Annotated in this window: 21 protein-coding genes; 8 read left to right on the forward strand and 13 right to left on the reverse strand. The window is 70.4% G+C overall.

The features are described from left to right. Together AWQ70_RS16030 and AWQ70_RS16035 are read right to left on the reverse strand one after the other, a co-directional pair. Positions 1 to 653, reverse strand: a 653-nt coding sequence (locus AWQ70_RS16030) for a M56 family metallopeptidase (RefSeq protein WP_218004544.1), incomplete at its 3' end; no start/stop codon positions are given. Beyond that, positions 650 to 1,012, reverse strand: coding sequence for a BlaI/MecI/CopY family transcriptional regulator (locus AWQ70_RS16035; protein WP_067176540.1), 363 nt, complete (start codon positions 1,010 to 1,012; stop codon positions 650 to 652). The genes AWQ70_RS16030 and AWQ70_RS16035, both read right to left, overlap by 4 nt. A gap of 290 nt (positions 1,013 to 1,302) precedes the next feature. Between AWQ70_RS16035 and AWQ70_RS16040 the strand changes: the two genes are divergently transcribed. The 3 genes from AWQ70_RS16040 (at position 1,303) to AWQ70_RS16050 (ending at position 4,169) form a co-directional block, all read left to right on the forward strand. Next, complete coding sequence (locus AWQ70_RS16040; protein WP_067176543.1) at positions 1,303 to 1,704, forward strand: STAS domain-containing protein; 402 nt, start codon at positions 1,303 to 1,305, stop codon at positions 1,702 to 1,704. A 98-nt stretch (positions 1,705 to 1,802) separates the two neighbouring features. Further along, the gene (locus tag AWQ70_RS16045) at positions 1,803 to 2,441 is read left to right on the forward strand and encodes a TetR/AcrR family transcriptional regulator (protein WP_067176546.1); all 639 of its coding nucleotides are present in this window, start codon (positions 1,803 to 1,805) and stop codon (positions 2,439 to 2,441) included. Between the two features lie 150 nt (positions 2,442 to 2,591). After that, positions 2,592 to 4,169, forward strand: a complete 1,578-nt coding sequence (locus AWQ70_RS16050) for an FAD-dependent monooxygenase (protein WP_218004545.1) — start codon at positions 2,592 to 2,594, stop codon at positions 4,167 to 4,169. Positions 4,170 to 4,334: 165 nt separating this feature from the next. On the opposite strand, the gene AWQ70_RS16055 is transcribed toward AWQ70_RS16050, so the two are convergent. The 3 genes from AWQ70_RS16055 to AWQ70_RS16065 form a co-directional block, all read right to left on the reverse strand. Beyond that, on the reverse strand, positions 4,335 to 4,856 hold the full coding sequence (locus tag AWQ70_RS16055; RefSeq protein ID WP_067176552.1) for a GNAT family N-acetyltransferase: 522 nt from the start codon (positions 4,854 to 4,856) through the stop codon (positions 4,335 to 4,337). A gap of 153 nt (positions 4,857 to 5,009) precedes the next feature. After that, positions 5,010 to 5,426: an SRPBCC family protein gene (locus AWQ70_RS16060; protein WP_067176555.1), complete on the reverse strand. Its 417-nt coding sequence runs from the start codon at positions 5,424 to 5,426 to the stop codon at positions 5,010 to 5,012. Between the two features lie 50 nt (positions 5,427 to 5,476). Continuing rightward, positions 5,477 to 6,487, reverse strand: a complete 1,011-nt coding sequence (locus AWQ70_RS16065; RefSeq protein ID WP_067176557.1) for an aldo/keto reductase — start codon at positions 6,485 to 6,487, stop codon at positions 5,477 to 5,479. Between the two features lie 469 nt (positions 6,488 to 6,956). On the opposite strand from AWQ70_RS16065, the gene AWQ70_RS16070 reads away from it, so the two are divergent. Together AWQ70_RS16070 and soxR are read left to right on the forward strand one after the other, a co-directional pair. Further along, positions 6,957 to 8,441, forward strand: a complete 1,485-nt coding sequence (locus AWQ70_RS16070; protein WP_218004546.1) for an MFS transporter — start codon at positions 6,957 to 6,959, stop codon at positions 8,439 to 8,441. Between the two features lie 39 nt (positions 8,442 to 8,480). After that, a complete protein-coding gene (gene soxR / locus AWQ70_RS16075) occupies positions 8,481 to 8,939 on the forward strand; it encodes a redox-sensitive transcriptional activator SoxR (RefSeq protein WP_067176560.1) in 459 nt (152 codons plus the stop codon). 205 nt (positions 8,940 to 9,144) lie between these two features. On the opposite strand, the gene AWQ70_RS16080 is transcribed toward soxR, so the two are convergent. Next, positions 9,145 to 9,690: a hypothetical protein gene (locus tag AWQ70_RS16080; protein WP_067176563.1), complete on the reverse strand. Its 546-nt coding sequence runs from the start codon at positions 9,688 to 9,690 to the stop codon at positions 9,145 to 9,147. A gap of 551 nt (positions 9,691 to 10,241) precedes the next feature. Between AWQ70_RS16080 and AWQ70_RS42545 the strand changes: the two genes are divergently transcribed. Further along, positions 10,242 to 10,817: a glycine-rich domain-containing protein gene (locus tag AWQ70_RS42545; protein ID WP_444543123.1), complete on the forward strand. Its 576-nt coding sequence runs from the start codon at positions 10,242 to 10,244 to the stop codon at positions 10,815 to 10,817. 50 nt (positions 10,818 to 10,867) lie between these two features. Here AWQ70_RS42545 and AWQ70_RS16085 read toward each other — a convergent pair whose 3' ends face one another. Both AWQ70_RS16085 and AWQ70_RS16090 read right to left on the reverse strand, forming a co-directional pair. Further along, positions 10,868 to 11,944: a MinD/ParA family ATP-binding protein gene (locus AWQ70_RS16085; RefSeq protein ID WP_067176566.1), complete on the reverse strand. Its 1,077-nt coding sequence runs from the start codon at positions 11,942 to 11,944 to the stop codon at positions 10,868 to 10,870. 395 nt (positions 11,945 to 12,339) lie between these two features. Then, entirely contained in the window at positions 12,340 to 12,858 is a 519-nt protein-coding gene (locus AWQ70_RS16090; protein ID WP_067176569.1) for a hypothetical protein, read from the reverse strand. Positions 12,859 to 13,086: 228 nt separating this feature from the next. Here AWQ70_RS16090 and AWQ70_RS16095 point away from each other — a divergent pair, with 228 nt between their 5' ends. Next, positions 13,087 to 13,314 carry a DUF397 domain-containing protein gene (locus AWQ70_RS16095; protein WP_067176571.1) on the forward strand — a complete coding sequence of 76 codons (228 nt, stop codon included), beginning with the start codon at positions 13,087 to 13,089 and terminating at the stop codon, positions 13,312 to 13,314. Between the two features lie 31 nt (positions 13,315 to 13,345). Here the strand turns inward: AWQ70_RS16095 and AWQ70_RS38915 are convergent, their stop codons facing one another. The 5 genes from AWQ70_RS38915 to AWQ70_RS41230 all read right to left on the reverse strand — a co-directional run bounded on the left by AWQ70_RS38915 (position 13,346) and on the right by AWQ70_RS41230 (position 19,776). Beyond that, positions 13,346 to 13,837, reverse strand: a complete 492-nt coding sequence (locus AWQ70_RS38915; RefSeq protein ID WP_157530095.1) for a hypothetical protein — start codon at positions 13,835 to 13,837, stop codon at positions 13,346 to 13,348. A gap of 392 nt (positions 13,838 to 14,229) precedes the next feature. Beyond that, the gene (locus tag AWQ70_RS16105) at positions 14,230 to 16,074 is read right to left on the reverse strand and encodes a vWA domain-containing protein (protein WP_084517176.1); all 1,845 of its coding nucleotides are present in this window, start codon (positions 16,072 to 16,074) and stop codon (positions 14,230 to 14,232) included. Between the two features lie 467 nt (positions 16,075 to 16,541). Beyond that, positions 16,542 to 18,200, reverse strand: a complete 1,659-nt coding sequence (locus tag AWQ70_RS16110; protein ID WP_084517178.1) for a carboxylesterase/lipase family protein — start codon at positions 18,198 to 18,200, stop codon at positions 16,542 to 16,544. Between the two features lie 403 nt (positions 18,201 to 18,603). Continuing rightward, the gene (locus AWQ70_RS16115) at positions 18,604 to 19,191 is read right to left on the reverse strand and encodes a hypothetical protein (protein WP_067176578.1); all 588 of its coding nucleotides are present in this window, start codon (positions 19,189 to 19,191) and stop codon (positions 18,604 to 18,606) included. A gap of 348 nt (positions 19,192 to 19,539) precedes the next feature. Further along, on the reverse strand, positions 19,540 to 19,776 hold the full coding sequence (locus AWQ70_RS41230; protein ID WP_306303404.1) for a TetR family transcriptional regulator: 237 nt from the start codon (positions 19,774 to 19,776) through the stop codon (positions 19,540 to 19,542). A gap of 206 nt (positions 19,777 to 19,982) precedes the next feature. Between AWQ70_RS41230 and AWQ70_RS16120 the strand changes: the two genes are divergently transcribed. Further along, entirely contained in the window at positions 19,983 to 20,222 is a 240-nt protein-coding gene (locus AWQ70_RS16120; protein ID WP_067176581.1) for a hypothetical protein, read from the forward strand. The last annotated feature ends 76 nt before the right edge of the window (positions 20,223 to 20,298 follow it).

Below are 20,298 nucleotides of genomic sequence, written 5' to 3' on the forward strand. Positions count from 1 at the left end.
ACGAGCACCCTGATCGCCGCCGGGGCGCGGCGGCACAGCGGCACGAACGGCAGCGCCTCGGCCGCGATGTCGGCGACCAGCACCAGGAGATGGTGCCGCCCGCGCATGTGCGCGCGCTCATGCGCGAGGATCGCGTCGCGCTCGCGCGGGCCGAGCAGGGCCACGCCCCGGGTCGCCACCACCGCGCCGCCGCGCCCGCCCACGCTGTAGGCGACCGGGGTGTCCTCGTCCACCCACAGGACGGAGCGCTCCCGCCGGCAGACCGCGCGCAGCAGCGCGAGGTGCCGCCTCTGCCACCGCCTGCGCCGCCAGGACAGGCGCGCCGCCACCACGGCGCCCCATCCCGCCGCACCGAAGATCGCCGCCGCGCCCGCCGCCCGCGCGACGTGCTCCCCCACCATCCCGCCGCCCGGGCGCGCGACGTTCACGCAGGCGTGGCTCATCCCGATCAGGCCGTCGACGACGTACGCGCGGGGCGCCAGGAGCACCGCGGCCGCGACCAGGGCCAGGACGGCCATCAGGGCGATCGAGCTGACCCAGCCGGCCAGGGCGAGGCCGGGCCGTACGCTCGGTTTCACGGCGGCGCGCAGGTAGAGCGGGCCGGCGACGCCGATCACGACGGTGGCGACGAGCAGCCCGAGAGCGAGGGTCATCCGCGGCCTCCCCGCCGGTTGAGGGCGCGGCGCAGGATGTCGGACTCCTCCGGGGTCGCGGACCTGGCGAAGTGCAGCAGCACCCGCTCGGCGTCCCCGCTGGAGGCGAGCACGTCGCGCAGCAGCTTCGCGCCCGCCTCCTCGCGCGACTCGCTCGCGGTGTAGGCGTAGGCGCGGCCCGAGCGCTCCCGGCGGACCCATCCCTTCCCGTGCAGGTTGTCCAGCACGGTCATGACGGTCGTGTAGGCGAGGGTGCGCGGCGTGTCGAGCCGTTCGAGCACCTCGCGGACCCGCAGGGGTTCGGTCGCGGACCACAGGACGTCCATGACCTTGGCTTCGAGTTCGCCGAGACCGCGCATGACCTCTCATCCTTCCCGAACGGGACGCGACCGCGCGGCGGGCCCGCGCCTACGGGGGCGTGGCCGCCGCGCGGGCGGGCCGCTCCGCGCCGCCGCCGTCCGCCACCGACGACAGTAACGGAGGACGGCGACCGCCCCGCGGCCCGCCTTCCGGGGGTGGGAGCGACCGTGATGTGAGCGGACGAGCTTTTACCACGTCAGGGGAATGACGGGGAGGCGGCGGACCGGGTTCCCTGTTACGAAGGAGACATACCCCCACATTCATCCAAGCCGACGCACAGGAGGTCGTGATGGTGTGGCTGGACGTCGCGGTGGAAGCGGAGGGCCCGAAAACCGTCATCCATCCCTACGGCGAGATCGACCTGACGACCACGGGCATCTTGTGGGACACCCTCGACCGCGTCATCCAGCAGGCGTCGATCCCGAAGATCGAGATCGAGATCGACATGGAGGACGTCGCGTTCATGGACTGCGCGGGCCTGCGCGCACTGATCCCGATCAAACAGCACGTCAGGGAGCAGGGCGGCTCCTTCGTGCTGACCCGCGTCCCGCCCGTGGTCGAGCGGCTGCTCTCGGCCGTGGGCCTGGACCATGAGCTCGAACCGTGCCGGCACGCCGCCTGGACCCCGATCCGGTCCGCGCCGTCGGGGCCCGAACGGCTCAGCTGGCCCTGGACGCCCTCGCACCCCTGAGCGGCACGGGAGGCGTCGGCGGGCGGATATTGCGCGATCCGCATAATTACGGAGGAAGAAAGTTTGCGTGAAGCGCAAGAAATGGTAGGTTGCTCGGCATGGGCACCGAAGGTGAGCGTCTGGGGCTGCGCGAGCGCAAGAAGCAGGAGACCCGCATCGCGTTGAGCTGGGCCGCGATCCGGCTCGCCGTGGAGCGCGGACTGGACAACGTACGTGTCGAGGACATCGCCGCCGAGGCCGGGGTGTCCCCCCGCACGTTCAACAACTACTTCTCCAGCAAGGGCGAGGCGGTCGCCGCCCGCCACTTCGACCGGGCCCGGCGGATCGCCGAGGAGCTGCGGGCCCGGCCGGCGTCGGAGCCGCTCTGGGAAGCGGTCACCAACGCGGTGGTCGAGCGGTTCGCGCTCGGCCAGGAGGGCGCGGGCGAGAGCACGCCCGACCGGCAGTGGCTCGACGGAGTCCGTCTCATGATCAGCGACCCGGCGTTGACGGGGGCGTTCCTCGCCGCCGCGACCACCGCCGAGGCCGAGCTCGCGGCGGCGGTCGCGGAGCGCACGGGCACCGACGTCGCCGCCGACCTGTATCCCCGGCTGGTGGCCGGCGCGGTGACCGCGGCCATCAGAGTGGCGATGGAGCAGTGGCTCCGGGCGGATCCCCCCGTCTCGATCGTCCTGCTGCTCCGTGACGCGCTCGGCCAGCTCGCCGCCGGGCTGCCCACGCCGCCGCACGCCTCCTGACCCTCCCCGCCCCTCCCTGCGACACCCGGAAGCCGCCCCGGCGCCCCTCGCGCCGCGGGGCGATGGTGCCATGCCGCGCGCCCCTCACCGGCGGGCCGTCTCCGCCGCCGCTCTCCCCTCCGTCTCCCCCTCCGTATGGGAAGGACCACCGTGGACGTCGATGTCGTCATCGCCGGAGCAGGGCCGAACGGCCTGATGCTGGCCTGTGAGCTGAGCCTCGCGGGAGTCCGGCCGCTGGTGCTGGAACGCCTGCCCGCGCCCACCGAGGAGAACCGGGCCAACGGCCTGGTCGGCCAGGTCGTGCGGATGCTCGACCGCCGCGGCCTGCACCGGCGGCTCAGCGGCAGCCCCGAGCCGCCCCGCCCCGGGCCGTCCTTCGTGTTCGGCGCGCTGCCGCTGGACCTGAGCGTCCTTGAGGACAACCCGCTGTACGGGCTGCCCGTGCCGCAGCGCCGCATCGAGCAGGTGCTGGAGGAACGCGCCGTCGAGCTGGGCGTGGAGATCCGCCGCGGGCACGGCCTCACCGGGCTGACCCAGGACGCCGGCGCGGTCACCGCCGAGGTCGCCGGGCCCGACGGGCCGTACCGGCTGCGTGCCCGCTATCTGGTCGGCGCCGACGGAGGGCACAGCCTGACCCGCAAGCTCCTCGGCGTCGGCTTCCCGGGCGTGACGAAGGACGACACCGTCTCCCGCAACGCGCAGGCGGCCGTACCGGCCTCGATGATCGACCCGGTCACCGGCGGGCTGAACGTCCCGGGGCACGGGCACGTGCCGCCGTTCATTCACCACCGCACCGAGCACGGTCTGTTCGTGTACGCGCCGTTCCCCTCTCGGGCGCCGCTGGTGGGCACGACGGAATGGGTCCGGACCGGCGACGGCCTCCCGTCGGCCGACGAGCCGGCGACGCCCGACGAGCCGATGACGCTCGACGAGCTGCGGCGCAGCATCCACCGCGTCCTGGGAGCCGACCTGCCCATCGCCCCGCCCGACGGCCCGGGACCGCACATGCTGCGCCGGCTCGCCGGCGGCAACAGCCGGCTGGCCGACCGCTTCCGCGCCGGCCGGGTGCTGCTGCTCGGCGACGCCGCCCACGTGCACTCGGCCATGGGCGGCCCCGGCCTCAACCTGGGCCTGCAGGACGCCGTCAACCTGGGCTGGAAACTCGCCGCCGAGGTCCGCGGCTGGGCCCCGCCCGGCCTGCTGGACACGTACGAGAGCGAGCGGCGGCCGGTCGCCGAGCGGGTGGTCATGCAGACCCAGGCCCAGTCGGCCCTGGTCGCGCCGGGAGCCGAGGTCACGGCGCTGCGCCGCCTGTTCACCGAGCTGCTCGGCGACCCGCGCAACGTCCAGCGCATCGCGGACCTGATGGCGGGAGCCGACATCAGGTACGACCCGGGGCCCGGCGACGCGCATCCGCTGACCGGGCGGTGGGCGCCCGACCTGGACCTCGACACCGGGGACGGCCGGGTCCGGCTGGCCGATCTCACCGCGAACGCCCGGCCCCTGCTGCTCGACCTGACCGCCGGCGCGTCGCTCGCGGCCGAGCTGTCCGGCCGGCGTGACCGGGTGGACGCGCTGGCCGCGCGGTGCGCGGCGTCCCCGGTCACGGCGCTGCTGCTCCGTCCGGACTGCTACGTGGCCTGGGCCTCGGACGCCCCGGAGCCCGGCCCCGGGGAACGGGCGGCATTGCGCGCCGCGCTGGACCGCTGGTTCGGAACCGCCACCTGAACGGCCAGGGCAACCCGGCGATGCGGCCGGTCGGTGTCCTAGGCACGGGGGAGGAACATGCGCGTCACCCTAACAGCGCGACCGAAGCGCCGCCAGGCCCGGCCTTCGCCTCCTCCCCTGCCGCGGCGGGGGCGGACGAGACCGGGCACGGTGTCGAATGCGGCGTCAAACGCGGCGATCGTCACCCGATCCCGGGAAGGAGACCGGGCCCAGGCTCCGTTCGTACCGGAGCCCCGGACGGCCGTCCAGCACGGTCTCGCCGACGGCGACGAAGCCCGTGCGGGCGAGGACGGCCCGCGACCCGGCGTTGTCCAGTGTGGTGACCGCCCACAGGCCGGTCAGGCCGTACTCGGTGGCGGACAGGTCGCAGATCCGCCGGACGGCGCTCGTGGCCAGGCCCCGTCCGGCGGCCGACTCCGCGATCCGGTACCCCAGCTCGGCCGAACCGTCCGCGACGTCGACGAGGTTCACCCGGCCGACCACCGCGCCTCCGTCGTCCACGAGCACGTGGAAGTGGCACGCCCCCGTTTCCTGCTCCGCGAGCAGGGCGGCGTGCCGCTCGTCGAACCGGGCGAAATAGTCGTCGCCCCGGTCGGGAATCGACGCGGCGAAGTAGGCCCGGTTCTCCTTCTCGAACGCGAGCAGAGCGGGGGCGTGGTCAAGGCGGAGGCGCTGGAGCTCAGGCATCGGGCGATGCTACATCGGCGCCTCCAGGCCGCGCACTCGGGACGTCCCGGCTCGGACGCCACCGCGGCTCGGACGGCGCCGCCGGCGCAGGTCGTCGAGACGGGTCACACGTCCGTGCCCTCATAGGGTGACCACGTCGGCCTGGCTGTGGTGCTAGCCGAGTGACGTGCGCAGCGCCTCGAGGCCGTCGCGGTAGATGCCGGTGAACAGGGCGACGACCTCGTCGTCGCCGGCTCCCCGGGGCACGAAACGGCCCGACCACTGGACCTCGGCGACATCGGCGTTGCCGCTGACCTCATGCACTCGCAGGGTCGACAGGTAGTCGACGACCGGGAAAGGCGCCTGCAGGATCTGGTAGCTGTAGAAGCGCTGTTCTTCGTTGAACTCCATCAGGCGTTCCACAATGGTGTCGCCGTCGGGGTTCTTCAGGTGCCGTACCCGGCCGCCTTCGGAAAACGTGCTTTCAGGGATGTACGGCAGCCAGTCAGGCAGCGATCCGAACCCTCCGATCAGCTGCCAGACGCGTGCGGGCGAGGCCGGAACCACCCGGCTCACCGATGTCGATGCCATGACGTTCCTCCACGACTCGTCATCGGACAGTGGTCGACGGGCGGCCGGGCCTACGCTCCACCGGGCAGGGGCGCCAGCGGGCTGACCAGGCCGGAGGCGCGCAGGGCGGTCCAGAAGTCGGCCGGGATGTCCTCGCCGAGAGCGGCGAGGTCTTCGGCGATGCGGCTGGGCTTGGTGGCGCCCGCGACGACCGCCTTGGAGACGGGGTGGGCAAGGGAGAACTGGAGAGCCGCGGCCTTGATGCTCACGCCGTACTCGTCGGTGAGCTGCTTGAGCCGTCGGACCTTCTCCACGATCTCCGGCGGCGCGTCCTGGTACTCGAAGTGGGTACCGCCGGCAAGGATGCCGGAGCTGTAGGGACCGCCGACGACCATGCCGACGCCCTGCTCTTCAGCCATGGGCAGCAGCCGCTGCAGGGCGTGCTCGTGGTCGAGCAGCGAGTACCGGCCGGCCAGCAGGAACCCGTCGGGCCGCGGCTCGTCCAGGGCGAGTGCGAGCTCGATCGGCTCGGTTCGGTTGACGCCCAGCCCCCAGGCCTTGATGACCCCTTGGTCACGCAGTCTGGACAGCACCCGGAAGGCGCCCGTGCGGGCCTCTTCGAACTTCTGCAGCCAGGCATCGCCGTGGAAGTCCTGGGCGATGTCGTGCACCCACAGAATGTCCAGACGGTCGACCCCCAGCCGCTCGAGACTGCCCTCGATGGAGCGCTCTGTAGCCTCGGCCGTCCACTCGTGGACGATCTTGTTGGGGCGCCCGTGCTCGAAGAGGCTGCCCTTCTCGCCGAGGTCGCGGGACTCGCTCTCGACCTCGTCCAGGATGACGCGGCCGACCTTGGTCGAGAGCACGAACGAGTCCCGCGGCTTCTGGGACAGCAGCCCACCGAGCCGAATCTCGGAGAGACCGGCACCGTAAAGCGGGGCCGTATCGTAATAGCGGATTCCTTGATCCCATGCGGCGTTCAGCGTAGCCGCCGCCTCGTCGTCCGGAACGGGACGGAACATGTTCCCCAGCGGCGCCGAACCGTATCCGATGCGCCCGGGAAGGATCTGGTCGAGCTCCACGACGATTTCCTTTCAGGAGGTGCGTGAGCGGCCTGCCTGAGTGAAGCCAGATTCATATTACTACAGCCGGGATTTGTGATCTCATAATTCCGGATCACGGCCGTTCCTCTCACCGTCGAAAAACTCGCCAGGCCCGTCCAGCACGACCATGAACTGCGGCGTCCCAATGGAAGCGCCGCCCGAATGAGCGAAGTAATAGCAAATTTTATTTCGGATAAGAGCACCTGCCACGTGGAAACGTCGTCTTGCGCATGTCCGAGGGTCTTCCGCCGAGCGACGCCCAGGCGACGAGACCGCGTTCAGCATGACGGTGCGGCGACCCGAGGAACGCGGCAGTGGCGTCGCACGGAGCACGGCCTGTGCCGGCGCGACACCCTCCGACTCCGTTCCGGCCAGCGCATTTGACCTCAACCTCGGTTGAGCTGATGGGCTGCCCGCCAGAGTCCGAGGACCAGGGAAAGCGAGCAGTATGGACACCACCACAGATACGTCCCACCTCCCGCCCGCTGTGGACCGGCCGTCCCCGCTGACGCTCCCGGTGGTCCTGGTCGGCGTCGTCCTCGTGGCGATGTCCATCTCCGGGACCGCGGTCGCGCTGCCGAGCATCGGCCGCGATCTCGACACCTCGGGGGCCCCGCTGAACTGGGTCGTCGCCGGATACAACCTGGCCTTCGCCGCCATGACGCTCATCGCGGGATCGGCCGCCGACCGGATCGGCCGTCGGCGCGTGTTCATCGTCGCGACGCTGGTCTTCGCGGCCGGATTTCTCGCGACGGCGCTGAGCCCGTCGATCATCGTCATCGACATCGCCCGCATCGTCTCCGGCGCCGGCGGCGCCGGGATCATGGCCGCCGGTGGCGCAATTCTCGCCTCCAGCCACGAGGGCGCGGCCCGCAACCGGGCCTTCGCCCTGATGGGCACCATGGCGGGCATCGGCATCGCCGTCGGCCCCACCCTGTCCGGGCTGCTGATCGACGCCACGGGATGGCGGGGCGGTTTCGCGGTCTTCACCGTCGTCAGCCTGCTGGTGGCCCTGGGCGCCACCCGTGCCCGCGAGTCCCGGGCGAACGTCAGCGGCCCGGTCGACTGGGCGGGCAGCGCCTTGTTCGTCGCCGCGCTGTCCCTGCTCATGTTCGCGCTCCTGGAGGCGCCCGCGCTCGGCCGGCTCCACCCGGGCATCCTGATCACCGGGATCGCCGGTCTGGTCGCCCTGCTCCTCTTCGGCGTCGTCCAGCGGCGCAGCCCCGCTCCGGTGCTGGCCCCTGCTTTGGTCGCCAACCGGGGCTTCATGGGCTGGAGCCTCGCGACCCTGACCACCTCGATCGGATTCCTCGGCGTTCTGGTCTTCCTGCCCACCTACCTGCAGGCGGCGGGACTGTCCACCTCGGCGGCGGGGGTGGCGATGCTGCTGCTGACCGCGCCTGTACTGGTCGTGCCCATGGCCGCCGTGACCCTGGTGAACCAGGGCGTGCCGGCTCGCCTGCTGATCACGATCGCTCTGGTCCTCGTCGTGGCCGGGAACCTGTGGCTGATGGCGCTGAACGCCGACCACGCGGTCACGGCCGTCGCGGCTCCGCTGGTGATGATCGGCGTCGGCATGGGAGCCTCCTTCGGCATCACCGACGGCCAGGCCATGGCCCTGGTCCCGGCCGACGCCGTGGGCATGGCGGCCGGATTCCTCAACACCCTGCGCGGCGCGGCCGAGGCTCTCGCGATCGCCGCGTTCAGCGCGTCCCTCGTCGGGCTCCTCGCCGCGAAGCTCGGTGACACGAGCCGCGCCGCCGCGGTCGGCGCCGGACGCCTCACCAGCGGGGCCGAGACCGAGGAACTCAACGCGTTCACCTGGTCCTGGCACCTGACCCAGCTCGGTGTCGGGCTACTCTGCCTCGCATTGTCGGTCGTCGCGGTGACCCTGATCCGTGGCCGCGCCGAGACGCCCCGAAGCACCGCCTGACCACCACCGCTGCCTCGATCACGATGAAGGAGAGATGCCGTGCCCGCCAGGCCGGACGACCACCTCACGATCGGTGAGGTCATCCGCCGGACCGGCGTACCCGCCTCCGCCCTGCACTTCTACGAACGCAAGGGCCTGATCTTCAGTGAGCGCGGCAGCGGCAACCAGCGGATCTTCCCCCGGCACATGCTCCGCCGGATCTCCTTGATCATCGTGGCCAAGCGCCTCGACATCCGGCTGTCGGACGTCGCCGAGGTCTTCACCACCCTGCCCACCGATCGGGCCCCCACCCACAAGGACTGGCAGAGGGTCTCCCGTATCTGGAAGAAGCAGCTTGAGGAACGCCGCCGAGCCATCGAGAACCTCGAACAGGAGCTCACCGGCTGCATCGGCTGCGGCTGCCTGTCGATGAAGGCCTGCCTGCTCCTCAACCCCGACGACGCTCTCGGGGGCCGGGGCCCCGGTCCGGTGCGGCTCCAGAGCGCCCCGCCCCCTTGACGGAGGGTGGCGGGGCGCTCTGCCGTAGATCAGGCCGCCGGCTCCTGTAGCGGCCGGCAGGTCCGTTCGCCGTGGTCCATAGATGGCAGGAGTCAAGCGCTTCGTGGATGTTCAGGTTCTGCGGATCGGTACGCGTCCCTGCGCCGTTCCTCCTGCCGGCCTTCGAGTGCGGCGGCGGCACATGCCGCCGGCCGACTCGGTGGCCTTACGGCTGGGTCGCCCTGAACGGGATGGGCAGGTCGGAATCGGCGACGCCTGCGGCGTTGCCGTTGCCGCCGTTGCCGCCGTTGGCGTTGGAGTTGGTGGAGCCGGCGATCGTGCCCCCGTTGCCACCGTTACCACCGCGGGCCGCGATGAGCTGGGCGAGAAGGGCGGCAGCCGGGATGTCGAAGCCCCGCTCCTCCCTGACTTCACGCTCCCGCCGCACCTCCGGCTGGCTGACCCGGATGTTGTTGATCACATTCTGACGCTGCCGCTGGTGCTGGCGCTGGTCCTCGCGCTGGTGCTGGCGGTTGCGGTTGTGGTTGCGGTTCCAGTTGCGGTTGCGGCTGTTGCCGCCGACCCATCTGGTGACGCCGACCGCCGGCGCCACCGCGACCGGCTTCGCCGCCGGTGGGGGGATGTAGCCGCCGGCCTGGACGACGGCGGCGCTCGCCGCGGTGGCCGTGGTGGCGGCGCCCAGCGCGACCGCCCCGCCGGTCAACGCGGCGCTCACGGCGAGCAGCCCGACGAGACTCTTGAACTTGGACATAGCGATTCTCCCCCGAAAAGGAATCGATTCCTCTAGACGCTCGGGCATCTCCGCCATTCATGCCGAAGAATGCCCCGGATAACCCTCGATGGGGCCATTTCCGTACCGTGTGGATCTCCGGTACCGCGAGACCACAAACGCCGCCATACCGTTCTTAGGCAGCTCTTGTGGTGCCATTGATCACGCCTCGCGAGCCGGTCGTCACATCAGCGCTGCCGGATATTTCAGGCTTCGCCATCTCATGTCATAAAGAACCACTCTGGTGGCGAACAGCCGCACAGCCCGGCAAATCATGGGCGCACACGGTCGAGCGGCCGGCGCTCTCCGGGACGCGCGGCTCCTCGTCGACCGGAAGCACGGGAGCGGCCGGGACCTCCCCCTCGTCCTGCCGCTGGACAGGATCCGCACGGGCGTGTCGAGGCCGGCGGCGAAGCCCGGAAGCGCTCTCACCAGACCAACACCGATGATCGCAAAGAGTGTGCATTCGAATGCGGTCGGTAGTTCTATCTTGAGGGCGGCGAACGCAAGATCCGTAACCCTCAGACGGGAGAGTGCATGCACGCCCCTACCCCCGGCCCGGCCACCCGCGGACCTGTCACCTCATCGCCCGCACGGCAGGAGGGATCGCGGGAGCCGCGGCAGCCGCCGGGCTACTGCTGCTGGCCCTGGCCGCCCCTGCACCCGCCTATGCCGCGACGACGAAGGCGTACACCACAGCAGGGCGGCACACCTTCGTCGTGCCCGACGGCGTGTCCCAGATCAGAGTGACCGTGACCGGAGGCGGTGGCGGCGGAGGGGGCGCCCACCCCGGCGACGACACTGCACGCGCGTGGGGCGGCGGAGGGGGAGGCGGCGCCGCCACAGTGTCCTGCACCTTCAACGTCCGTCCCGGCAATGCGCTGCTCATCAACGTTGGCGCCGGCGGCGCCGGAGGCTCCATTTTCGACGAAAGCGCCCCTCAGGGAGGAAGGTCGACCGCAACCCTCCCCGACCGCGGAAGCAGCGCCGAAGGCGGCTACGGCGGTGAGGCAGGCCGCAGAACCCGCAGCGGCGCCGGCGGTGTGGGAGACACCCTCCGTCGAGTCGCGGCTGCCCGTCACGGTCACCGAACTCGAGGCCGCCGGTGAACGGGGCCCGGCCCGGTTCCGAACGCGGAACCGGGCTTCGTCGCTCCCTCTCAGTCGGCGACCACGGTCTCGTCCCGATTGACGGCTTCGTTGTCGAGCTCGGGCGAGGGGAAGAACTCCGACGGCGGCGGAGTGGCGGGCTCCTCATGCTCGCCCAACGAGTGGCGCTGCTGAGAGAAGGCCGCGCCCACCGTGGCGGCGAGGGTCAGGTAGGCCTCGTACGTCGCGGGGTTCAGCTGGTCCAGCTCGACTTCGGAGTCTTCCTCCAGATGCGGATCGAACGGGATGCCGATCACGGTGCGGCAACGCTCGTCGAAGTGGCCGCGGAGTGCGTCCGTGTCCACGGTGGACCTGCTCTCCTGGCGCACACTCGACAGGACCACGGTCGCCGATCGCGCCAGGTCGGCATGACCGTGGGCTTCCAGCCAGTCCAGGGTCGCACCGGCCGACCGGGCGGCGGCCACGGAGGGGATGGTCACCAGCACGATCTGGTGGGCCAACTCCAGGGTCGCGGACATGGCCGAATGCAGGAGACCGGTGCCGCAGTCGGTGATGCAGATCGAGTAGAAGTACTCCAGGAGCGTGGCGACGGTCCGGTAGTCGTCGGCACTGAACGCCTCGGAGACGGCCGGGTCACGGGAGGACGCCAGGATCTCCAGCCTGCTCGACGCCGACTGCGAGGTGAACGCGCGGACGTCGGCGTACCGCGGCTTGTCCATCGTGAGAAGCTCGGTGAGCAGATCGCGGACGGTCGCGGGCGTCTCGAGTCGAACCCGGTCCGAGAGGGTTCCGCGGTCCGGATTGGCGTCAAGCGCGATGACGCGGTCACCTCTGACGCTGCTGAGCATGGCCCCCAGCCCCACTGCCGTGGTGGTCTTGCCGACGCCCCCTTTGAGGCTGAGTACCGCCACGCGATGGTGACCGCCCGCCACCGGAGTCCGAGCGAGGCCGATCAGGCGGCGACGGTGCACCTCTTCCGGCGGCTCGCCGGGGTGCACGAGTCCTCCGGTGGCCTGGTAGACCATGCGACGCCAGCCGCCCTCGGGGGCGTTCCGCTTGGGCCGGAGAAGGAGCTCCGGGGTGAGGAGGTCCGTCAGAGTGGCGGTGGCTCCATCGTCCAGCGCCACCGATCCCGCTACTGAGCCTGGTACCTGATCCTGGACCACAGCTACCTCCCCGATGATTACCGTGCGTGCGTACCGGGTTTCCGCGTACCGCCGCGAAAGATCGACCAGCTCGGGCCCCCTGTCGCGGCCGGTCGACAGCAGTAGGGCGCGGCTGTGGAACTCCCGCTGGAATCGGCCCGAGACACCCTTGATCTCGTGTCGCGTCGTACACGACACACATACGCTACGAAAAGCACCTATATGACTACTAGTCGTGACAGGCAAGCTTCGTGGAGATTGCCGGTGATGATCGGCGGTGAGCGGGCATCGCCGTACGGCGTCGATCCCCCGGCTCCGCCGCGCGTACCGACACCTGTGGCTGACGCCTCTCGGCGGGGCCCGCTGAACCGGGACGGTCACCTGGAGGCCGGGCCGCTCCAGACCTCGGCGTCGGCGAGGAACGCGTGTGTCGCGTCCCCGACCACCGGGATGCCGCCGACGGCCAGCGTGCCCGCCGGGCAGGGCATGTAGACGTTGGTCAGCAGATGCGAGACCCCGCCGAGCTTGAAGTCCTCGACCCGGCAGGCGCGCCGCTCCAGCGGGGGCCCGTCGATGGTCACGGTCACGTCGGCCGCCGACGCCCTCAGGCCGGCGGTGAGGTCCAGCTCCATGTCCACCGGCGCGACGGTGACCTCGGGCTCGGACCAGGGCAGGCCCGCCACCTCGGGGAAGTGCCGGGTGAACTCCTCGGCCAGCCAGCGGGCCAGCGCCGGGTCGGGGCCCAGCACCCTGGTGTGGCCCTCGTGCCACAGCACGACCGCCCTGCCGCTCCCGGCCTGCGACCAGTCGGCGCGCCAGACGGAGGCGAACGCCACACGCCGCCCTCCGTCGGACACCGTCAGGCCGGGGTTGGCCCCGATCAGCCGAATCGACATCGACGCTCCGTCCTCCCGCGTTCGGTCAGTAGCCGCCCGGTGCGGCGGCCGACGACCGGCATTCGGCCGGGCGGCCTCAAGGACGGTACAACGGCCGGCCCGCGCGCGGGAGGCCCAGCGCGAACCGGGTCCGCGCGATCGAGCGCGGCCGTCCGAACTCCCCGGGCCGGACGTGGTGCCGGCCTTTGCCCGGCCGGGCCCCTCTTCGACAGGGCACTCCGACCACACATGAGGAGGAAGACGCCACTCGTCAGCGACATCGATCTTTCTGGGGCCGTCTGGCGTAGAAGCATCCGAAGCAAACCGAACGGGGTCCGCGTCGAAGTGGCGGAGCTCCCCGAGGGGCACGTCGGGGTCCGTGACAGTGAGGACCAGGACGGCCCCGTCCTGGTCCTCACGCCCGGCGAGTGGGACGCCTTCATCGGCGGCGTCAACGACGGTGAGTTCGACTCGTGAGAGTCGGCTTCAGCTTCTAATGGCCGCTGCGCTAATGGTGACGGTGGTGCTGACGATGGCGCGCCTCCCAGAACTCGCGTTCCCGCTCGGCGCGACGGCGATGCTGCAGGCGCTCGCGCTCGCGCTGCTCTCCGACGTAACCGCCGTGCAGATAGCGTTCACGTTCGCGCTCGGCGCGACGGCGATGCTGCAGCCGCTCGCGCTCGCGCTGCTCTCCGACGTAACCGCCGTGCAGATAGCGTTCACGTTCGAGCTTGGCGCGATGGCGGCGACGCTCGCGCTCCCCTGCGAGACGACCGCGCTCCCGCTCGCGCCTCCCTTCGCTGCAGGTGATCCGGACTGCCTGGCCGTTCTCCGTGCAGTACATGCAGCCCTTCCGCCACCAGCAGTCTCCGTCACTGGCGGTCGAGGCGGGGCGTGCCGCCGGGGGTGCGGCGGCGGCGTTCGCCGACTGGGCGAGTACGGCCGGGGGGACGAGCGCGGAGGCCACCAGCGCACCGGTGGCGAGTGCGTGTCTGAGCATGGATATCACTCCGTGCGTGACGGTTCCCCGGCCCTGCTCGGTGACGGGGCCGGCTCTCGTGGTGTCGGGTCCGCGGAGCGGCGCGGCGAGGCCGCGGGCGGGTGCGGACGGACGGAGCGTCGAATCGGTCTCCCGGGATGACGCCGAAACGGCGTGTCGACCTAACGCAACCGTAGGTGTGCGCATCACCGGTGGTCACCCGGAAGCGGCAAAGGGCACGGTCGGGGTGAATTACCGTTTGTTCGGTTCGCCTTCCCTGGCCTCGGCTCCCGGGCCGCGCCCATCTCAGCCCGGCCCGGCTGGAGGAATCGACCGCCTGAAGCCCGGCCGAGGCCGGGCGGAGCTTCGGTGTTCCGCCCGGCCTCGGGGTTGATCGGTTCAGGTGGGTCGGGTTACGGGCAGTTGCCGATGTCGCTTTCGGCGGAGGCCAGGACGACGTTGGTCTTGGCCAGGCCGAGGGCGTCGACGGTGACGTGGACGGCGTTGACGGTCAGGCCCTTGTCGGGGGTGGTGAACGCGGTCTGCTCGTTGAGGACGAGCTTGACGACGCCCACGTCGACCTTGGTGTTGGGTTGGATATTGGTGGGTTCTGCGATGACCACCGTGTTGCCGACCTTGAGGAAGGCGATCGTGGTGGTTCCGGTGGATCCGGCGCAGGTGGTGGTGGAGCTGGAGTTGATGGTCTTGACGGTGATCACCGGGATGCCGGTGATCCCGATGGTCGTGTCGTCGATGGAGGCGGTGGCCACGGATTTGCCGGGGAATTCGGTGGTGGCGACCTTGGCGCACAGGGCGTGCGCGGTGATCAGTCCGCTGAGGGTGGCGGTGCAGGGCACCGAGGTTGCGCCGGTCGAGGTGGTGGAGATGTGGCCGGTGTCGGGGATGGGTGCGATGTTGACCAGTTGGATGCCGGCCAGGGAGGCGTCGGCGGTCAGGCCGTAGGCCCGGCCGGTCAGCCGTTGCGGCGTGACGGTGACTTGTTCGGCGCTGCACGGTGAGGTGACGGAGTTGTTGTGGGCGTCGCCGCTGTAGGTGGCGGCCCACCGGTAGGTGCCGGCCGCGCCGATGGTCACGTTGCCGGATGCGGCGGTGCCGCTGCCTGACACCGTCCCGGTACGAGTCGCGATGGGCGTCGCGCAGCCGGTGTCACCGGGCTCGAACAGCTGGAACGTGACGGTGCCCGTCGGGTGGTACCCACCGGACAGGGTCGCCGTATCAGAGACGTTCCCGCCCGCGGGCACCGGGCCCGATGGCGTCGTGGCGATCGACGGGGTCGCCTTCGGGACGTGTTCGATGATCGTTTCAGTGAAGCCCGGTGACAGGGCGCCGTTGAGCAGGAAGTCCACCTTGCAGGTAACGGTGCTTCCCGGCACGGCTCCGGCGCCGACGGAGACGGTCTCAGTGAAGGTGGCATCGTCGCCGCTGGTCACCGTCCGGCTGGCCGGGGTCAAGGACACCGACAGGTTCGGGTCGCAGTCGCGCAGCTGGTGGGTGACCGTGACCGGCAGGTTGCGCAGGGCCGCCAGGATGGTGTCACTGACCTCCGAGGGGTTGAGGCCGGAGAACAGCCGGCCACCCGTGGCGTTGGTGATCGTGGTCGCCTGCCCGGTCGAGTCCAGCCCGGACAGGTCGAACGCGAGCACGGTGATGTGGGCTGCCTGCAGGGCGCTGACCGCATCGGCCAGCGTATGGCCGTTGCTGGGGTCATGGCTGGGGGCGTCCCCGATCAGCAACACGACCCGAGAGCTGTTCGGCCGGAAGTCGACCGCCCCGGACGCGACCTGGAACAGACCGTTGATGCCGCCCTCGGGGTAGTCGCCGCCGCCCGACGCGACCAGCGAGTTGAGACCGTTGGTGACGTCGGTCTGGTTGGCGGTGAGGTTCTGCGCCACCCGGAACGACGTCGCGTCCGACACGTCCTTGTACTCGGCAACCGCGAACTGCGCGTCCGGCTGCGCCGAAGCGACGTTGGACAAGATGGCGTTCGCATTGGTCTGCACGTTCGAGATGACCCCGCCCATGCTCCCTGTTGTGTCGATCAGGAAGGTGATATCCGGCTTGGGCGGGATCGCCGGAGTGGACACGGTCTTGGCGATCTTCGTCGATGCGCCCGGGGCCAGGTCCAGCGTCACCTCCGCCGGGGTGACCCCGGGCGCGGCGGACGCCGTCCCCACCCCGGCGACCAGCATCGCACCGGCCACCACCACGCACACGGCGGCCCGTAATCTTCGCGTCATTCTCACGGTGTCATTCCTTCCGGTGTGGCTTTACGCCATAACGAATTCGGGACAGTTGACCGTGCAGAATTTCTATGATTGCGCTACCTGGAACACCCTCTCCTCACGTGTCGGCGCGAACGGATACCAAATCGCATTGGTACAACCTCGATGCCCTTTTCGGCACCGGCCGCTGATCGAAGAGGCGGGGTGTGGCCACCGCCATATGGTGACCGGTCGACGAATAGATGTAAATAGGCCGCTTACGGCAAGTTCCTGGGCGCAGTCGGCCAGTCCTCGCCGACGAGAGGCGCCCGCGAGAAGCGGTCTTCGCCAAGATATTTTTAGGTGTGCCCGATAAAATTAGCGATCCGCACTTTGCCGCTTCGAAAAGAGCGACCGTTTCCAGTCCTCCGGACCGTCTGAATTGCGGTCATGAGCATCGCCGCATAGTCGGCCGACGGCGTCCCACGCCAATTCGGCATCGGTCAGATCCGACGGATACGCCGGCTTCCGGCCATGGCACCGGCACTCGGCGAGGCACAACCGCCGGCGTCCGAAGCCGCGGGCGTGTAAACAGACACCACGGGCTCCCGGATGCCGAGTTGCGTAGACGCGCGCGAACGATGCCCGGCCGCCTGCCGGGGCCGCAGCGGGTCGAACCGGACGTCGCGCCACAGGGCGCGGAGCCCGGACGTGTCGTCGGCGGCCAGGTGGTCGCCGGGGACGGCCCAGGACCTGACTGGCGTGGTGCCGGCGGTGACCGCCGGCCAGCCAGGGTCACCGGTGGCCGCGAAGCCGGCCCAGGAGCGGAGCATACGGCGGGACAGGGCACGGTCGTGGTCGTCGGGGGCACCCCCGATGAGGAAGTCGGCGCCGACGGCGTCCAGGTTGCCGAAGGCGAAGGGGATGTCCGCGGTGTGCCAGGGCCTGGCCTCTCCGCGCCTGCGGGCGAAGCGGGCCAGGTACGCCCGGCCGCCGGCCCTCGCGTGGTGCTCGGCGAGGCGGGTGGTGTACTCGCCGAACTGCGCGTCGCCGAAGATCGCGAGGTAGCGGTCGAGTACCGGGGAGTCCGGCATCAACGCACGGTAGCCGTCCACCAGGTGGACCGGGAGGTGCAGGGCCGCGGCGAAGTCCGTCAGTTCCGCCTCGGTGATGACCTCCCGTACGGCTCCCACCGTGTGGAGGAACCAGTGTTCCTCCAGCGTGTGGCACACCAGCAGGTCCACCTCCCGCGCCGCCCCGGAGGCGAGCGCGCTGAGCGGATCCGCGGCCAGCACCTCGCCGTCGACGACGGGTTGGAAGATCACAGGGTCGAAGGCGTGGATCGCCGCCACGGGGTCGGTCCCGCAGTTCGCGGTGGCCTTGTCCGAGGCGGCCACCAGCGCCTCGGGCGGCACGGACAGCAGTCCCTCCGCCGTCGGGGCGACCCCGGCCTCCGCCGCGATCCGCTCGGTGACCGCCGCGGCGAGCTCGACTGTGAAGAACGCACTGGGCACGCTGTGGGCGATGGCCCGCCGGAACAGCCCCCGTGCCTGTTCCATGGCCATCAGGCAGGCCACCGAGCCTCCTCCGGCAGAGTGCCCGGCGACGGTGACGTTCCCAGGGGCGCCGCCGAAGGCCGCGATGTTCTCCCGGACCCAGCCCAGCGCGGCGGCCTGGTCCAGCAGCCCGCGGTTGCCGGGAAACCCGGATACATTGCCGAAGCCCTCGAAGCCCACCCGGTAGTTGCAGCTGACCACGACCAATCCAGCGCGGGCCAGGGCTGTCCCGTCGAAGTCGGGCTGGGCGGAGGAGCCGAAGGTGTAGGCGCCGCCGTGGATCCAGAAGAACACCGGCAGCCCGCCGCCATCCGCACGCTCAGGCACCCACACATTGACGGTGAGGATGTCCTCGTCGCCGGGGCGCCATACCGGCGCTCCGGGCAGCTCCGCCGACTGCGGGGCGGTGGGGCCGAAGGCCGTGCAGTCCCGGACCCCGCGCCAGGCCGGCACCGGTTGCGGCTCCCGGAACCGGCGGGCGCCGAAAGGCGCGGCTGCGTACGGGATGCCGAGCACGGCGGTGACACCGTCGCCGGCCCCTCTGCCCCGCACACGGCCGCTCGTCGTCCGAAAGGCTGCTTCAACACCGCGAGGCTGCTCACTCATCGCGCGTCAGTCTCGCTCATCGACAGGCACCAGCGCGACCGGGTTCGGACTCCGCCGGACAGGCTGCCGGACGACAGGGCGCCGTACACGGCCGCAGGTGTCGGCTTCCGGATGTCCGGCCGAAGCATCGGCGTACACAGCCGGCCCCGGCGGTAGGGCCGCGCACACAGTCGAGCGCCCCGCCCCCTGACGAAGGGTGGCGGGGCGCTCTGATGTAGATCAGCAGGCCGGCTCCGATATGAGCCGGCGGCTTCGTTCGCGGTCCTCCGCTAGATGGCAAGAGCCGACCGATTCGTGGACGTTCGGGTCCTGCGGATGGATACGTGTCCCTCCGCCGTTCCTCCTACCGGCCTTTGAGTGCGGCAACGGCGCATGCCACCGATTTTCAATTGAGCGAGACCGACTATCTCAGCACCGCGTCCCCGATGAGCCCGTCGAACCGGCCTGCCGCGTCGCCGTTGGCGCCGTTGCCGCCGTTGGCGTTGGCGTTGGTGGAGCCGGCGATCGCGCCCCCGTTGCCGCCGTTGCCGCCGCGGGCCGCGACGAGCTGGGCGAGAAGGGCGGCAGTCGGGATGTCGAAGCGCCGGTTCTCCCTGACCTCCCTGTTCTCACGCTCCCGCCGCACCTCCGGCTGGCTGACCCGGATGTTGTTGATCACGTGCTGGCGCTGCCGCTGGTGCTGGCGCTGGTCCTCGCGCTGGTGCTGGCGGTTGCGGTTGTGGTTGCGGTTCCAGTTGCGGTTGCGGCTGCTGCCGCCGACCCATCTGGTGACGCCGACCGCCGGAGCCACCGCGACCGGCTTCGCCACCGGGACCGGCTTGGCCACCGGGACCGGCTTCGGCGCCGGGGCCGGCGGGGGGATGTAGCCGCCGGCCTGGACGACGGAGGCGCTCGCCGCAGTGACGGTGGTGGCGGCCCCCAGCGCGACCGCCCCACCGGTCAACGCGGCGCTCACGGCGAGCAGCCCGACGAGACTCTTGAACTTGGACATAGCGATTCTCCCCCGAAAAGGAATCGATTCCTCTAGACGCTCGAGCATCTCCGCCATTCATGGCGAAGAACGCCCCGGATAACCCTCATAGGGCTATTTCCGCATCATCTGGATCTCCGGAACCACGCGGCGACAAACACCGCCATACCGTTCTTAGGCAGCTCTTGTCGTGTCATTGAGCACGCCTCGCGAGCCGGTCGTCACATCAGAATTACCGGACATATCAGGCTTCACCGTCTCATATCACGAAAAACCACCCCGTTGCGAACAGCCGCACAGCGCGGCGCAGTCGCGGACACCCGCGTACAGCAGAGCGACCCCATGACCGCAATTCGTGATCATGGGGCGTCATTGCGCTGGACGGCGAGACGGTTGGGTCGCTGCGTGGCTATGAGCAGGGCCGGCGGAGCTACGACCCTTCTGGCGACCTTGTCGAGTCTGGTGCGGCGTGCTCCCAGCAATCTCGTCCTTGGACCGGTGGCGCCGATAGAGGCCGGCGATGCCGACTCCGGCGCACGCGGCGATCGACGCCACCGACGCATGCGCTACGCCCACGGCCAGGACCTTCTTGGCGGCCTCCAGCAGGGCGTGGTCGTTGCGTTCGGCTTCTGCGTGCCTGAGGGCTGTCCTCCCTTAGGCCGGAGACGAGTCCTCCCTTAGGCCGCAGATGATCACCTTCTGGGAGGAGTCCGGATCGCTGTCACTGGCCGAAAATCGGCAGTGCGGCATCGGAGATTATCGGGGCATCCGGTGGCCGCCACAGATGCAGGGAAGTAACAGGAAGGATCGTCATGCGTCACGCACGTCGCCTCGTCATCGCCTCGCTACTGGCCGCCGCGTGGATAGTCCCCGCCACCGCTCCCGCCCAGGCTGCCGCCCAGGCCGAGTGCTATCAGATCTACAACAACAACTACAACGTCCTCCGCAGTTGGGGCTGGAGTCACGAGAAGGCGTCCGCTGAGGCGCTCGCCGTCTATGAGGAGTGCCTGCGCCTCAACGAGAACCCCGCGACGGACACCCCGACGGACTGATACAACGGCGAACCACCCTGCGGCTGCTTCTACGGACAGCGGAGCGTGCGTAGAAGCAGCCTCTCCCGCAGTCCTT

Source organism: Microtetraspora niveoalba, from assembly GCF_001570405.1.
Lineage (GTDB): Bacteria > Actinomycetota > Actinomycetes > Streptosporangiales > Streptosporangiaceae > Microtetraspora > Microtetraspora niveoalba.